Here is a 14,421-nt window from a genome sequence, read left to right as displayed (position 1 = left end):
AAAACAAAAACACAATGAGCAGATCAACAGGTTCTTTTTTCTCATTTCTGGCTGGTTTAGCAACCGGAGCAGTTTTAGGAATTTTATATGCCCCTGACAAAGGTGAAGTTACACGTGATAAATTGGGCGAGAAACTTGGGAAATACCGCGAACAATTAGAAGAGTTTATTGCTGAGTTAATAGAGCGAGGCGATGAAGTGGCTGTAGAAATGGCCGGAGGAGAAAACGTGGACAGCAAAGCCAAAGCTGAAGGTAAAAAAGTGGTAAACGAGGCCCGTCAAAAGGCTGAAAAATTACTTGAAGATGTTGAAAATCTAATGTCTCAAATTAAATCAAAAGCATAAATGAAGCGTATTTTAAGCATTCTGTTTTTGTCAGCATTGGCTATGAGCTGCAATAGTTCTGAATCAGAAACGCAGGGAGCCATGTCTGCCGCCGGGTTACAAAATGGAAAAATTGAATTTGAAGAAATGAGTCACGACTTTGGTGAAATCACTGAAGGTGAAGTGGTTTCCCATGCCTTCAAGTTTAAAAATACAGGTACAGACCCACTTGATATTATTTCAGTGAATGTAAGCTGTGGCTGTACGGTAGCCTCTAAGCCAATGGGCTCAGTGGGTGTTGGCCAGGAAGACGAAATAGTCATAGAATTTAATAGTAAGGGGAAGGTAGGAGAAAATCGTAAGTCTGTCGGTGTGATCACAAACGGCCAAGATGTACCTTCTACCCTTAATTTTACAGCCACGGTTAAACCGGCTGAAGCAGAATAACATTAATACAACCTTTAAACCCTAATACAATGGTATTATTACAAGCAGCCCCTGGTGGCGGCAATATGAGTTTCCTGATTCTGATGGTCGGGATGTTTGCGGTCATGTACTTTTTCATGATCAGACCACAGCAAAAAAAGCAGAAAGACCAGCAGAAAATGGTCTCTGAGCTTAAAGCCGGAGACGAAGTAGTTACAGCTGGTGGCCTTCATGGTAAAGTAGTGAGCACTGATGACACCACAGTAACCATAGCAGCCGGTGGAGGAGCTAAACTCACTTTTGAGAAGTCTGCTATCGCAAAAAAAGCATAATTAATCCTGCATGAAGAAAAACCTGCTCCGCAAGGGGCAGGTTTTCTTTTTACACGTCTATTAATTTTGTAATTTCAGACATTGAGTGAGTCCATTGTGAAACCTACAAGCAGAAGAACAAAAGCCGTTTCGTTGAAAGATGCCATTGATGGTTTTCTGGAATCTTTCAATTTACAAACCAAGTACAGTGAAACCCACCTCATTGTATCATGGGAAAAGCTTATGGGGAAGACAATCGCTTCTCGGACTGAAAAAATCTACATCAGAGACAACAAACTCTTTCTTAAGATCTCTTCCTCCCCTCTTCGCCAGGAACTAGTAATGGCGAAATCAAAGCTGATCAAACTTATCAATAAGGAAATGGGAAATTACCCCGTTGAAGACGTCATATTCTTTTAGGCCAATGCGTAAGGTTATCCTTTATTCTGCCCAAAGTCTTGATGGCTACATCGCCAAAAAAGATGGTAATATTGGCTGGCTTCATGACGAAAGGCTTACATTGGAAGGTCAGGATTATGGCTATGCTCAATTCTATGAGTCAATAGACACGGTACTTCAGGGGTACAGCACGTATAAACTTATTGAAGATATGGGAATTGAGAACCCATACGAAGGTAAAAAGAATTATGTGTTTAGCAGAAAAACAGGTTTGCTAAGCAATCAATCGACAACCTTCACGAACGAAAACCCAGCAAGTCTTGTCAAAAAACTTAAAGTAGAAGAAGGTAAAGACATTTGGCTAATCGGCGGCGGACAAATTAATGGCCTTTTACTTGAAGCAGAGCTGATTGATGAATTAATCCTTACGATAATACCCGTAACCCTTGGTGAGGGTATCCGGATTTTCGATACCAGCCAGCTTGAAAATTGGTTCAGGTTATTAAGCTGCAAGAGTTATGATAACGGGATGGTTCAGATGCATTTTGTGGCTTTATGATCTGGAAATATTTGATAACTTCACCTCATGGCATCCAAAAACAATAATGTAGAACAGGAAAGAAGCCGCGAAGACAGTGGTTTTGGTACAAGAGCCACCAGTACCACTGCTCGTCTTATTCGGTCTGATGGCAGTTTTAATGTCAGAAAACTGAATCAGTCTTTTGAGTCTCAGCTCAATATCTATCATAGGCTTATCAATATGCATTGGATAAGGTTTGGCTTGTTTATCCTACTGTTTTACTTTTTGCTCAATCTTCTATTTGCTGCTATTTATTATTACATCGGTGTGGAGCATCTTGAGGGTATTTCTACCAATCATGGCATGAATGCATTCTGGGAAGCTTTCTTCTTTTCAAGCCAGACCTTAACAACCGTTGGTTATGGAAAAATCAGTCCGGAAGGATATCTGACAAGTTTTGTAGCTGCTCTCGAGGCACTTATTGGACTAATGACCTTCGCCATTATGACAGGCCTTCTATATGGTCGATTTTCAAAGCCAAATCCTAGAATAAGGTATTCAGAGCGGGCATTAATTGCCCCTTATTTAGACATCACCGGCTTTATGTTTAGGATGGCCAATGAAAAAACAAACCAGCTGATGGATGTAGAGGTTAACATTATTTTCACTCGAAATGAAGAAGTTAAGGGCGAAATAAAACGGAAATATTATACCCTACCGCTGGAAAGAAATAAGATAAAGTATATGGCCACAGACTGGACTGTTGTACATCCCATTACCACTGATAGTATACTATTTAATGAAACTCCGGAAAGCCTGGAGGCCAGTGATGGCGAATTTATGATTTCGGTTCAGGCAACAAACGACACGATGTCTGACCCCGTTCATTCTCAAAAATCCTATATGTATAATGAGTTGGTTTGGGGAGCTAAATTCGTACCCTTATTGGAAGCCGTAAATGGCGAATACCGCATTGACCTCTCCAAAGTGGGTAAGTTTGAACTCTCTTCTCTAACTTAACCATTTATAGCTCTTTAATACTATAAATATATTTTATAGTCTTTTAAGGCTATAAATATGGTTTATAGGTTTTTAAACCTATATTTGTGGAGAGAAATTTAAGAACAGCATGCTTACAGCAGCAATTTCCGGGGATATCGTAGCCTACACCAGCCTGAATCAGGAAGGTCGACAACAATTAGAAAGTCAGGTCAGGCATCTTTTTTCTGACCTAGAAAAAGCCTTTTCGGCCTATTGCCGCCTTATCAAAGGAGACTATATCGAATGTATTTCTGAAAAACCTGAGCTTGGACTACGACTGGGCCTACTCCTAAAAACAGGCTTAAAAGCCACCGAAATTGATATTGATAAATACACGGAGGATAGCACAAGAAGTAAATACCTGAAAGAAATTGGGCTCCGAATTTCCATTGGTGTGGGTAATCTTGATGAATTTGACCGAGAAACCGGACGAGTTGATGGCGAAGCCATTTTCCTATCGGGCAGAGAAATCGCCAATCAGAAAACATTTAATAAAGATCGTATTGTCATCAAAAACTCGCTGTTTTTTGTCTCAGAAAATGAAAAATGGGAAAATCAGATAAGCCCTGTGATTGACCTGATAGACGCTTTGCTCAATAAAGCCACAGGAAAACAGTGTCAGGTCGTTTATTTCAAATTACTGGGCATGAGTGAAAAAGAGATTTCCAAAAAGCTCGGCGTCGCCCAGTCAGTAGTAAATCAACATTCAACTTCCGCAGGCTGGAATGCCATTGACAAAGCTGTTATTTACTTTGAAAACCTGATTCAATGACCATTACGTATTTTATACTGTCGCAACTGCTGGCTCACGTTCTTGCTGATTTCATTTTTCAGAATGACAGACTGGCGATAGATAAAAATACAAAAGGCTTTAAAAGTGGTTTTCTGGTCTGGCATGCTCTTATTGCTGCCGCCCTGGCCTGGCTACTTTTTCCTTCTTTCGCTTTTATACCTGGTGCACTGGGCATTGGCCTACTTCACTATCTGATAGACGGCTTTAAACCCCTTTGGTCCCAAAGGAAACATTTTGTAAAGCATGCCTTCTTTATTGATCAGTTTTTGCATTTGCTATGCATAGCCATAATTGGACTTATTTATCAATATTTCTGGCCCGATAAGCTTCTTTGGGCACTTTCCCCTGATATTTTAGCCCTTACCTTAGGTTTTGTTTTTGCTGCCAAGCCAACAAATGTTTACATCAGAGAGCTCTTCAAAATCTTTGAAATAGAAGCTACCGCTGATACCGATGAGCTACCCAAAGGTGGCCGACTTATAGGAACTCTTGAACGCTGGCTTGTCCTTATTTTTGTTTTGACTCAACACTTTGAGGCCATCGGTTTTTTGATTGCGGCCAAATCTATTTTAAGATATAAAGACACAGATACCCTTAAAACAGAATATGTTTTGATTGGTACTATGTTAAGCTTTGGCTCCGCCGTAGTCATTGGTCTCTATTTATTCTATCAAATTCTTTCCTGATATGACTGAAGTTTTCAAAACCCCACCTTTTTTAAAAGCCGGTGATACCATAGGGGTAGTTTCTGTAGCCTCAAAGCTTGATAGAGAGCGTTTTGAGCAGGGAAAAAGTATTGTTGAAGAAGAATTTGGCCTTAAAGTACAGGCTGGAGATCACATTTTTGATCATCATTTCAATTATGCCGGCGAAGACGAAGTCCGTTTGAAGGACCTCCAGCAAATGCTGGATAATACGAATATCAAAGCCATAATTGCTGGCAGAGGAGGATACGGAACCACCCGAATTATTGATCAGGTCGACTGGACTTCTTTCAAAAAAAATCCAAAATGGATGGTAGGTTTTTCTGACATTACAGCTCTTCATGCCAAAATACAATCTATTGGCTACCAAAGCATTCATGGCCCCATGATGGTTACAATGACCAACGAACAACTTTCTACAGATTCCTTAAAAAATGCTCTTTTCGGAGAGCCATTAGACTATATTGAAAGAGGCCACTCCTTCAACAGAGAAGGGAACTGCAAGGGGGCAATTATTGGTGGTAACCTTTGTCTGCTTGCCCATAATGTGGGTTCTTCAGCAGATCTTGATTTTGAGGGAAAAATCTTGTTTATCGAGGACATTGGAGAGTATTACTACAATATTGACCGAATGATGGTACAGCTTAAGCGAGCAGGAAAGCTTGAAAAACTTTCAGGATTAATTGTAGGCCAATTTTCAAATTCTAAAGAAAACAGCACACTTTTCGGAAAAACTGCAAATGAAATTGTTCAGGAACACACCGCTGAATATATTTACCCTGTTTGCTATGATTTCCCCATAGGTCATGAAGATGAAAACAGAGCCGTTCGTTGTGGAGAAGTCATGGAATTGAACGTTACTAAAAATCAGGTTAGTCTTAAAACCCAAACCCCTTATGTATAAAACATTCAGAATCATATCATTAGCCATTGCCGGCGGACTATTCCTATTTTCGGCCGTTGTTTTCTTTTTGCTAAGCAATCAGGTTATTACACCCGAGCGAACCAGCTCTATGGAAATTTTCAAGACAATGGTGCCCGTTGCCATCGTTCTGGGTATTGGAGCTTCTTATATGATTGGCAACAAGCTTCTCCGGAAAGCACAACAAGAGAAGGGCTTTAAAAATAAAATGGAAAAGTTTCAGAGCCTTTCAATTGTCAAACTGGCTTTGCTTGAGGCTCCCGGTTTACTGGCCGTTGCCGCAGCTCTTTTGACTGGTGAAATCCAGTTTTTGTTTATCGCATTAGCTCTGGTTATTGTCATGATCATCGGTATTCCGACCAAAGAGAAGCTGGCTACCCAATTAAAGCTAAGCCCTTCAGAAACCAACGAATTAATGAATTCATGAGTAGCGTGCTCCAAAAATTCTATGATGCGTTCATAGAGAAAGATGCTGAAGAGATGGTGGACAATTATCATCCCGATATCCGCTTTGAGGATCCGGCATTTGGTGTTTTGCACGGCAAAGATGCCGCAGATATGTGGAGAATGCTGTGCAAAAATGGTAAAGACCTACAAGTAACTTATGAGATTATTCAGGAAGATGAACACAAAGGTATTGTTCAATGGGAAGCCAAATACACCTTTAGTCGAACAGGCCGACAAGTCCATAATAAGGTTCTGGCCAAATTCAGAATCAGAAATGGGTTGATTATCAACCACGAAGACAGCTTTAATCTGAAAGTCTGGGCAAAACAGGCCATGGGTTTCACGGGATTAGTATTCGGCGGAACCGCTTTTTTCAAAGAAAAACTTCGAAAAAACACCCACAGGCTTCTGCGGAATTTCCAGCAGAAGAGTTTAAAATCGTAATCAAAGGCCCCGTTCAGGGGCTTTTACGTTTTTTAACATTTAATTTTAATCCCGGCTGCAACGTTTCTTCTCAACTACCCATCTACTCTCATAAACCACTCAACATGACATTCAAACCACTTGTGTATTATCAATTACCTTGCAATGCATAATACCTCTACCTTTGAACTGTCAAAAGCAAAAACTATTACTTACAAAAACAAAAATGAAAAAGCTATTACTCTTAACATTTACTGTTATGCTGTCGGCTATGGCCAAAGCACAACAAACCGGAACCGTAAAAGGTACAGTGCTCGACGAAAGCTCAGTAGCCATGCCTTTCAGCAACATCCTCTTGCTTAGCACATCAGATTCAAGCCTGGTTAAAGCCACGGCCTCTGATATGGATGGAGCATTTGCTTTAGAAGACCTGAAAATGGGCTCTTATTTTGTAAAAATCAGCATGGTGGGTTATCAGGATTTCAACTCGCCAAAATTTCAATTGAGCGATGCTCAACCTGACTTTCAGTTTCAACCTTTGAAACTACAACTCAATACCAATGAGCTGGCTGAAGTAACGGTTACGGCCAAGAAACCATTCATAGAGCAGCAAGTAGACCGCACAGTGGTCAATGTTGAAAATAGCATTGTATCCAGCGGAAATACGGCATTGGAAGTTTTAGAGAAAGCTCCGGGCGTGACTATTGATCGCCAAAACGACGCTTTGAAACTGAAAAACAAAAATGGCGTCCAAATTATGATTGATGGCCGTTTAAGCTATCTCTCAAATGAAGCTCTGATGCAAATGCTGAGCAATATGACCAGTGATCAGATTTCATCGATTGAAATAATTACTAACCCTTCTTCAAAGTACGATGCCTCAGGTAATTCAGGAATCATCAACATTAAATTGAAGAAAAATAAAGCCTTTGGTACCAACGGAACCTTCTCTGTATCGGTAGGTGATGCGTATATTCCGAACAGTACAGATGACCTTTACCGTGCCAGCTCAAACCTGAGCCTGAACCACAGAAATGAAAAGGTTAACGTTTTCGGCAACCTGAATGTGGGTAGAAATACTTGGTATAATGACAATACGCTGATCAGAAGCACCAATTTCGAAGGCCTGAGAAGTGAATTTGATCAGTCTTCAAAACGTTTTGGAAAAGGGTTTTATACCTCCGGAAAACTAGGTATGGACTATTTCGCCAGCGACAAAACCACCTTCGGTATTATGCTGGACGCCAATAACTGGAACGGGAGTATGGTCAACACCGGTCTTACTGAAATCTTGGAAATTAGTGAAGGAAATCAGGTTAGAAGTTCTTTAGAGCCATACTCAAATCGAGACATGGACAATTGGAATGTAACCGGAAACTTCAATATCAAACATAACTTCAACGATAAGGGCAAAGAAGTAACTTTTGATGCCGACTATAGTGGTTTCAGAAACTATGGTTTCCAGGCCTTTAACACAGCCTTCTATGATGCCGAAGGTCAATTGACTAATAATCTGATTCAACAAAACACCACTCCATCGGATATTGACATTTATGCCGCTAAAGTAGATTTCGTAATCCCGACCGAAAGCAAGGTTAAAATTGAGTTTGGAGCCAAAACAAGCTATGTAAAAACGGATAACAATTTCCTTTTTGAGGTACAGGAAGACGGCCGTTGGCTTGTTGACGATGGCAAAACCAACCACTTTGTGTACACTGAGTTTGTGAACGCGGCCTATTTCAATATTGGAAAGCAATGGGATAAAATTGGATTGCAAACAGGATTGAGAGCAGAACACACCACTTCTGAAGGGAATTCAATTACCCTTGATCAGGTGGTGCCAAGACAATACCTGAGTCTTTTCCCTACGATGTTTTTGAATCAGAAGATTAATGATAACAACTCACTCCGTTACTCTTATAGCCGTAGAATTGGTCGCCCTAATTATCAACAACTAAACCCGTTCCTTTTCTTCCTGGACCCTTACACTTTCCAGCGTGGAAACGAATACCTAAACCCACAGTTTACCGATAATCTGGAGTTGACTTATACGTTCAAAAATGCCATCAATCTTTCACTCGGCTATGCTCATACGAAAGACAATATGTTTGACATTATTGAGCAGGATGACCAAACCAGAATTACCTACCAGACAGAGAAAAACCTGGAAAAAGTTGAGAATTATTCAGCTAATTTATCTTTCCCTGTTCCTGTGACTAAGTGGTGGAACATGCACAATAACATCAGCGTATATTACGCAAGATTCAGAGATAGCAATGTAAGTGGTGGAGTACTTGACGTAGGTCAGGCAGCTTATAACTTCTACACAGGTAGTACATTCAGCTTGAAAAAAGGCTGGTCGGCCGAAGCAAATATGTGGTTTAACTCACCTCAGGCTTTAGGAATTATCAGAACCACCAAGCCGCAATATGCGGTAAATGTGGGAGCTCAGAAGTCATTCTGGGAGAAGAAAGGAAAGTTGAAACTGAACGTGAACGATCTTTTCCTTACCTCGTTTTTCGCCGGAGATATTGATTATCAAAATGTTGACTTGAAGGTAACCAACAGATGGACCAGTCGCAGAGCAACGCTGACCTTCACCTATAATTTTGGAAACCAAAACGTTAAAGCCAGCCGAAGAAGAAGTACTGCTACAGACGATCTGAAGCAAAGAGCCGGTGGCAACAACAACTAAGATTTCGCATACAGTTTATTAAGAGGTTTATTGGAAAGACACTCCTGCTGAGATCAGGGGTGTTTTTTTATGCCTTCAGTGCAAAATCAAGAGCCAGCTGTTCTGTAAAAGAAAAAGGCTCTCCTGATATCATAAATCCAACGTGACCACCTTTTTTAGGCATGAGTAATTCTACATTTAAAGGAGAATCATCAGGCAAAGCAAGACACTCCTGACCTAGAAAAGGATCATTTAAAGCCTGTACAATTTTAACAGGAACCCGGATGTTTTTCAATAAAGGTTTGGTAGAGGCTCTGGCGTAAAAATCGTGTGCACTTTTATAACCGTGCAATGGAGCGGTATAAGTCCCGTCGAAATCTTCAAAGTTTTTAATGCGGTCAAAATAACCCTCAAATTTGAGATGCGGATGATCAGGGAATAATTTTGATTTTGCCTCAATTTTAACCGCCAGTTTTTTAATAAAGCGGTTCATATAGAAGGTCTTCCCTGGCTTTTGCAATTCCAACACCGAAGAATAAATATCCAAGGGTACTGAAGCTACCATAGCCCCTGAAACTTCCTTTGGTAGTTTCTCCGGAAATTCACCCAGAAGTCTCAAAGTCAGGCTACCGCCCATACTGTAACCAGCCAGAAAAACTTCCTCATAACCGCCTTCGGCAATTGCATATTCAAGAACATATCGTAAGTCCTCCGCATCGCCATGATGATAAAAACGAGGAAGTCGGTTAAGCTCGCCGCTACAGCTTCGGGAGTTCCAGCCAAGGCCGTCGAAACCATGTTCTGAGAATAATTTGAGAAGCCCGGTCACATAATGTCTTGTGGAATCACCTTCAAGACCGTGGGTTACTATGACCAGCTTTTTACTACCGGTTTTGAGCCAGTCAAGATCAAGAAAATCTCCATCGGGTAACTCAATTCTTTCCCTTTCATAAGGAACAGGCACTTTCCGGAAAAGGCTTGGGTAAATGGTTTGAATGTGACCGTTAAACTGGTAAAAAGGCGGCTGAAACTGACTCATTGATAATAGCGATCAATATTCCTTTTGACTTTGAATAACCTGATAATGCCAAGAATCAACATGACCGGGAAAAGAGCAAGAAAAATTACTCCAAGCCATCTGAAGTCCTCAAAATAATCAAGCTTTAGGAAAGTCATTCCTGTAGCCAGAAAGACAAAAGCTGTTCTGAAATAAGCCAGAAAAGTACGTTCATTGGCCAGCTTAGTTCTTTCTATGGCCAGCCAATCCCGAAGAATGAGGTCTTTTTTCTCTTCCATGGGCTCAAAGTAAAGGTTTTTCGGAGGATTGAGAAAGTAAAATTGTGCTTCGTTAAAAGCGGGATAATTGAATATTCCTTCCTTGCAGCCCTGTTGCAGTGGTTTGGGCAATACTTTTGCCCTATCACTTTATAATACTATGGCTCACGATCATTCCCATACTCACGGACATTCTCATCACCACCATCATCATGGAACCGGAAATATTTCAACCGCCTTTTGGCTGAACATTAGTTTTACCATCATTGAAGTTATTGGTGGCTTTTTTACCAACTCGGTGGCTATTCTTTCCGATGCCCTGCATGATTTGGGCGATAGCCTGTCTTTGGGACTGGCCTGGTATTTCCAGAAAAAATCGGGCAAAAGAAGTGATTCCGTTTACACTTATGGATACGGTCGCTTTTCGCTTGTTGGTGCCTTAATTAATTCCATCATCCTGATTGTAGGCTCGGTTTATATGCTCACAGAGGCTATTCCGAGAATCCTGAATCCTGAAGAAAGTGATGCTCAGGGAATGTTCTGGCTGGCGATATTGGGAATTGTGGTCAACGGAGCAGCCGTTTTCAAACTAAAAAAAGGAGACAGCCTGAATGAGAGGGCCGTCATGCTACATCTTATGGAAGATGTGCTTGGTTGGGCAGCAGTTTTAATAGGAAGTATTATCATGTACTTCACCGGCTGGACCATCATTGATCCTTTGCTTTCAATAGGTATTACCGTTTTTATCTTATTTAATGTTTATGGCAACCTGAAGGGGGTATTCAGGGTAATTCTTCAGGGGACCCCGGAAGGAGTTAACATGGAGGAAGTCAAAGAAAAGGTCACAGGTTTAGAGGGTATCAAAGAGATTCACGACGTTCACCTTTGGACGGTGGATGGCCAGAAAAATATCATGAGCCTCCATGCCGTTTTAGAAGAGGGTTTTGAGACTGTCAAAATCAAAGATGAGATACGCCACGAACTTCAGCATCTTGAAATTGAGCACGTAACCATCGAAACCGAAAACGCTGATGAAGATTGTGGAATGGAAGAATGCTGCTGATTTTAAACCACTTAGGTATTTGAGATCAAATAGGTTTATTTTAGAACTTCAAAATTCTCCAGACTTTGATCAAAAACGGTAAACACTGCGGGGTAGCCTTTCGCAATGCGGCCAACTTTATGCTCCAACCCTACCGCTGTAGCTGGTCTTAACGTAGCCATTTCTATCGCCTCTGGAAGAGTAACGCCAACCTCCTCCACCATGTTCTTAACCGCCTCCCCTACTGAAATGGCAGATCCGGCCAGATTACCCTCTGAATTCACATATTCGCCATTTACAAGTTTGGCATCGAACTCTTCCCATTGAAACTCAAGTTTTTTCCTTCCCAGAAAAAGGGCATCAGAAATGATAAATAATTTCTCCCCCTTGGCTTTATATGCAGCTTTAACTGCTCCGTACTGAACATGTTTTCCATCAGGAATAATTGGAGCCCAAACTTTAGCATTTGAAAGAGCCGCCCCCACTAGACCTGGTTTACGATGGTGCAGCCCGCTCATGGCATTAAAAAGGTGTGTTACTAGTGTTACACCCTGTTCAAAACCAGTCTGAGCTTGGTCAAAAGTGGCATTAGAATGACCAAAAGAAATAGTAACACCCGCTGACTTTATTTTTTCAATTTGCTCAGCCGTAAACTGTTCCGGAGCGATGGTCCAGATCTGTATTACATTTTTGCCTGCCTCCAGAATTTCATCAATCTCCTGATCCGTCGGTTTTCTAACATATTTTGCCAGATGAGCTCCCCTTTTTTCAGGATTCAGAAAAGGGCCTTCCAAATGCAGACCCAAAACGCCAGACTCCTGATGATCTGCCATATACTTTTTCATGACGCCTATACCCTTCAGGATGTTCTCCTGTGAAGAAGTAATCAAGGTGGGTAAAACGTAGAAAGTCCCGGTTTTAACTGAAGATTGAAAGATATCTTCTATAGCTTCTGCACTATTACTTTCCGTCAAATAATACTCTTCTCCCCCATTGATATGCGTATCAAAAAAAGCAGCCGAAAGGCACTCCACATCAAAAGGAGCTTCGCAATCCTTGACTTCTAATACTTTTCCGTCTTTACAAACAATCTCTTTATTCTCAGCGACTTTGCCGTCATCATACAGGTACCGGCATTTGATATTTTTCATTAACATTCTACTATAATTGTACTCTTACTACTGAGGTATACCGCCCGAAAACTTTGGTGTCAAAAACCTGATCACCGAGCTTAACTTTAATAATTTCCTGCTTCAATGGATCATTCCATGCGTCATAAACCAAAATCAGAGCCTCAGTTTGTGCTTGGTTCATTTTGGCAGCAACTAAAGGCGTTTTTTTATACAGGGAAAAAGAAGGTAATCGCTGGTCATTTTGTGTAAAACGTTCTCCCTCTCGGGCCGAAGATACAAAGGTCCATTCTGTTTGAGCCTCAATAATATCTTTATTCATACTCACCGCCCATTTCCCGGCCTCCCACCGGTCGATGTTTTGATAATTCTGAATGGCATATTGTGAGGTCTGAACAGGTCCATATTTTGTTGGCACTTTCCGACCTTTCGTATCAAAAGCCTCGGTCATCCCCCCCAAATAAGTCTTATCATCTGAACGCCCCCAGGGTTCAGACCAGAGTTCGCCGCCATCACAAAAAGCAAAGGCCCAAACTGCGGCATTATGCATGGTTGAAGGAAAAACCATAGGCTTTATTCTGGTCATTAAGGGCTGACCATCAGCTCCACTAAACCATTTCTCTCCCAGATCAAAACCACCTACATATTCCTGATTATGCCACCACATCAGCACACTCGGTTTTCGAGGCTGAAATTTCTTGTTCATTATATGCTGCATCACAAAATGATGTACATAGCCGTAGTTTGTGGGGTAATTCAGATAACCGCCAATATAATTGAGATCAGCATTTTCTTTGAAAAAGGCATTGATTGTAAACGGACTTTGCTCATTTAATAGCCCGTACCACTGATCGAGGTTTCCTTTGAAATTCAAATCTTTGGTCAGGTTATACTTATAATTATTCCCTTCAATATTGACCCGGTTTAGCTCCATGAGTCCATGCGGCCAAATGGAAAGCGTTTTGTCAGGATAAGCCTCTTTCCACATTTTAAGGGTGCGTTGTAATTTGCCAATACCCTCTCCGTAAGGATTTCGTAAGGCTTCCCAATTCAGTACCAAATGTTTGACATTCTGATGGCGATCAATCACATAGGTCTTAAAATTGCGACGCAAAAGCTTTTCATCAACCTGATTTAACCATTCATTGACCTTATCCTGACTTACAGCATAGGCTGGTGGAGCTCCGCTTTTGTACAGCCACTCATCATAATCATAGGCAATACGGTTAGAGGGAGGGGTACTGAAACTGCCAGTAAGACGATAACCTTTTCTTAAAGCCAAATTTTGAAGATCCTCTGCCGCAAAAAAGTTAGTAGCTCCCCATTTGTTAGAAGGCAGACTGTAATCAGGGAAAGAATGAATAAACTGAGGCAAGTGAGATTCGAAATTATGTTGGTAACTCTCAGGCCTGAAAAAGTAAGTAAGGTTACCCTCTGTCCATTGCGTTCTTTTCTGTTCACCATCAGGCACATGGATATAGTGCTGTACAAAAGTACCCGCCTCCCAGGGTGGTAATTTCTTCATTTGAATAATCAATGGAGCGAAATCAAAACCTTTCATTTCCTCCATAGACTCATTTCTGAGCTTATTTTCCCGAACCTTTTGATAATGATCGGTTGACCAAAAAACTACCTTTTCTTCGTTGGTGGAAGGCAAAAAAGATGAATCCCAAAGCGGATCCTCAATTCTAAGTTCGTTTTGATTCTCAAAACGCAATACAGAAAGCTCCTGAGCTCTGTTCCCCTCATATTTCAGTTCACCTTTCACGGTGGCTTCCTGTTGATTAAGAGCTTCCGACGTCTTCCTGAGATTTGAGTCTTGAGGCAACTGCAAAACAGTCTTTTCAGATGAAACTTTCTCCGTGTTTTTGCAGGAGCAACTCATCAGAAAAAAGAAGAAAAAAATACTCAGGATAACTCTCATAGCAGAATTTGCGTGACTGCGAATTTTCGGTTTGTCAAATAAACGAATAAAGCCTGACGTGAAATTA

General features: G+C 41.1%; 17 protein-coding genes. 13 read left to right on the top strand and 4 right to left on the bottom strand.

All coding sequences use genetic code 11. The features are described 5' to 3' along the window. Positions 1–14: 14 nt before the first annotated feature. From AFM12_RS01260 to AFM12_RS01205, 12 genes are all read left to right on the top strand, one after another. Positions 15–344 (top strand): YtxH domain-containing protein, encoded by a 330-nt coding sequence (locus tag AFM12_RS01260; RefSeq protein WP_055143374.1) that lies wholly within the window; start codon positions 15–17, stop codon positions 342–344. Further along, the gene (locus AFM12_RS01255) at positions 345–770 is read left to right on the top strand and encodes a DUF1573 domain-containing protein (protein WP_055143372.1); all 426 of its coding nucleotides are present in this window, start codon (positions 345–347) and stop codon (positions 768–770) included. It begins immediately after the preceding gene. A gap of 29 nt (positions 771–799) precedes the next feature. Further along, positions 800–1,081, top strand: a complete 282-nt coding sequence (yajC, locus tag AFM12_RS01250; RefSeq protein WP_055143370.1) for a preprotein translocase subunit YajC — start codon at positions 800–802, stop codon at positions 1,079–1,081. 81 nt (positions 1,082–1,162) lie between these two features. Continuing rightward, the gene (locus tag AFM12_RS01245; RefSeq protein WP_055143368.1) at positions 1,163–1,480 is read left to right on the top strand and encodes a DciA family protein; all 318 of its coding nucleotides are present in this window, start codon (positions 1,163–1,165) and stop codon (positions 1,478–1,480) included. Positions 1,481–1,484: 4 nt separating this feature from the next. Further along, complete coding sequence (locus AFM12_RS01240) at positions 1,485–2,018, top strand: dihydrofolate reductase family protein (protein WP_055143366.1); 534 nt, start codon at positions 1,485–1,487, stop codon at positions 2,016–2,018. A gap of 27 nt (positions 2,019–2,045) precedes the next feature. Continuing rightward, entirely contained in the window at positions 2,046–2,999 is a 954-nt protein-coding gene (locus AFM12_RS01235; protein WP_055143362.1) for an ion channel, read from the top strand. 109 nt (positions 3,000–3,108) lie between these two features. Continuing rightward, positions 3,109–3,792: a hypothetical protein gene (locus tag AFM12_RS01230; protein ID WP_055143360.1), complete on the top strand. Its 684-nt coding sequence runs from the start codon at positions 3,109–3,111 to the stop codon at positions 3,790–3,792. Next, entirely contained in the window at positions 3,789–4,499 is a 711-nt protein-coding gene (locus tag AFM12_RS01225) for a DUF3307 domain-containing protein (protein ID WP_055143358.1), read from the top strand. Before AFM12_RS01230 ends, AFM12_RS01225 begins: the two co-directional genes overlap by 4 nt. Position 4,500: 1 nt before the next feature. Then, complete coding sequence (locus AFM12_RS01220; RefSeq protein ID WP_055143356.1) at positions 4,501–5,421, top strand: S66 peptidase family protein; 921 nt, start codon at positions 4,501–4,503, stop codon at positions 5,419–5,421. Beyond that, entirely contained in the window at positions 5,414–5,866 is a 453-nt protein-coding gene (locus AFM12_RS01215) for a hypothetical protein (RefSeq protein ID WP_055143354.1), read from the top strand. Before AFM12_RS01220 ends, AFM12_RS01215 begins: the two co-directional genes overlap by 8 nt. Next, positions 5,863–6,330 carry a nuclear transport factor 2 family protein gene (locus AFM12_RS01210; RefSeq protein ID WP_055143353.1) on the top strand — a complete coding sequence of 156 codons (468 nt, stop codon included), beginning with the start codon at positions 5,863–5,865 and terminating at the stop codon, positions 6,328–6,330. Before AFM12_RS01215 ends, AFM12_RS01210 begins: the two co-directional genes overlap by 4 nt. Before the next feature lie 205 nt (positions 6,331–6,535). Then, positions 6,536–9,004, top strand: a complete 2,469-nt coding sequence (locus AFM12_RS01205) for an outer membrane beta-barrel protein (protein WP_131458152.1) — start codon at positions 6,536–6,538, stop codon at positions 9,002–9,004. Between the two features lie 67 nt (positions 9,005–9,071). Here the strand turns inward: AFM12_RS01205 and AFM12_RS01200 are convergent, their stop codons facing one another. Both AFM12_RS01200 and AFM12_RS01195 read right to left on the bottom strand, forming a co-directional pair. Then, positions 9,072–10,022, bottom strand: coding sequence for a YheT family hydrolase (locus AFM12_RS01200; protein ID WP_055143349.1), 951 nt, complete (start codon positions 10,020–10,022; stop codon positions 9,072–9,074). Continuing rightward, positions 10,019–10,279: a DUF202 domain-containing protein gene (locus AFM12_RS01195; protein WP_055143347.1), complete on the bottom strand. Its 261-nt coding sequence runs from the start codon at positions 10,277–10,279 to the stop codon at positions 10,019–10,021. Before AFM12_RS01195 ends, AFM12_RS01200 begins: the two co-directional genes overlap by 4 nt. A gap of 139 nt (positions 10,280–10,418) precedes the next feature. Between AFM12_RS01195 and AFM12_RS01190 the strand changes: the two genes are divergently transcribed. After that, on the top strand, positions 10,419–11,321 hold the full coding sequence (locus AFM12_RS01190; RefSeq protein ID WP_055143345.1) for a cation diffusion facilitator family transporter: 903 nt from the start codon (positions 10,419–10,421) through the stop codon (positions 11,319–11,321). 35 nt (positions 11,322–11,356) lie between these two features. On the opposite strand, the gene nagA is transcribed toward AFM12_RS01190, so the two are convergent. Together nagA and AFM12_RS01180 are read right to left on the bottom strand one after the other, a co-directional pair. Then, positions 11,357–12,451: an N-acetylglucosamine-6-phosphate deacetylase gene (nagA, locus tag AFM12_RS01185; RefSeq protein ID WP_055143343.1), complete on the bottom strand. Its 1,095-nt coding sequence runs from the start codon at positions 12,449–12,451 to the stop codon at positions 11,357–11,359. Between the two features lie 10 nt (positions 12,452–12,461). Then, the gene (locus AFM12_RS01180) at positions 12,462–14,315 is read right to left on the bottom strand and encodes a hypothetical protein (protein ID WP_165492333.1); all 1,854 of its coding nucleotides are present in this window, start codon (positions 14,313–14,315) and stop codon (positions 12,462–12,464) included. Between the last annotated feature and the right edge of the window lie 106 nt (positions 14,316–14,421).

It is taken from the genome of Jiulongibacter sediminis (assembly GCF_001306455.1).
Classification (GTDB): domain Bacteria; phylum Bacteroidota; class Bacteroidia; order Cytophagales; family Spirosomataceae; genus Jiulongibacter; species Jiulongibacter sediminis.
Note: the sequence above shows the minus strand (reverse complement) of the source record. Positions and strands in the feature narration are given on the sequence as shown.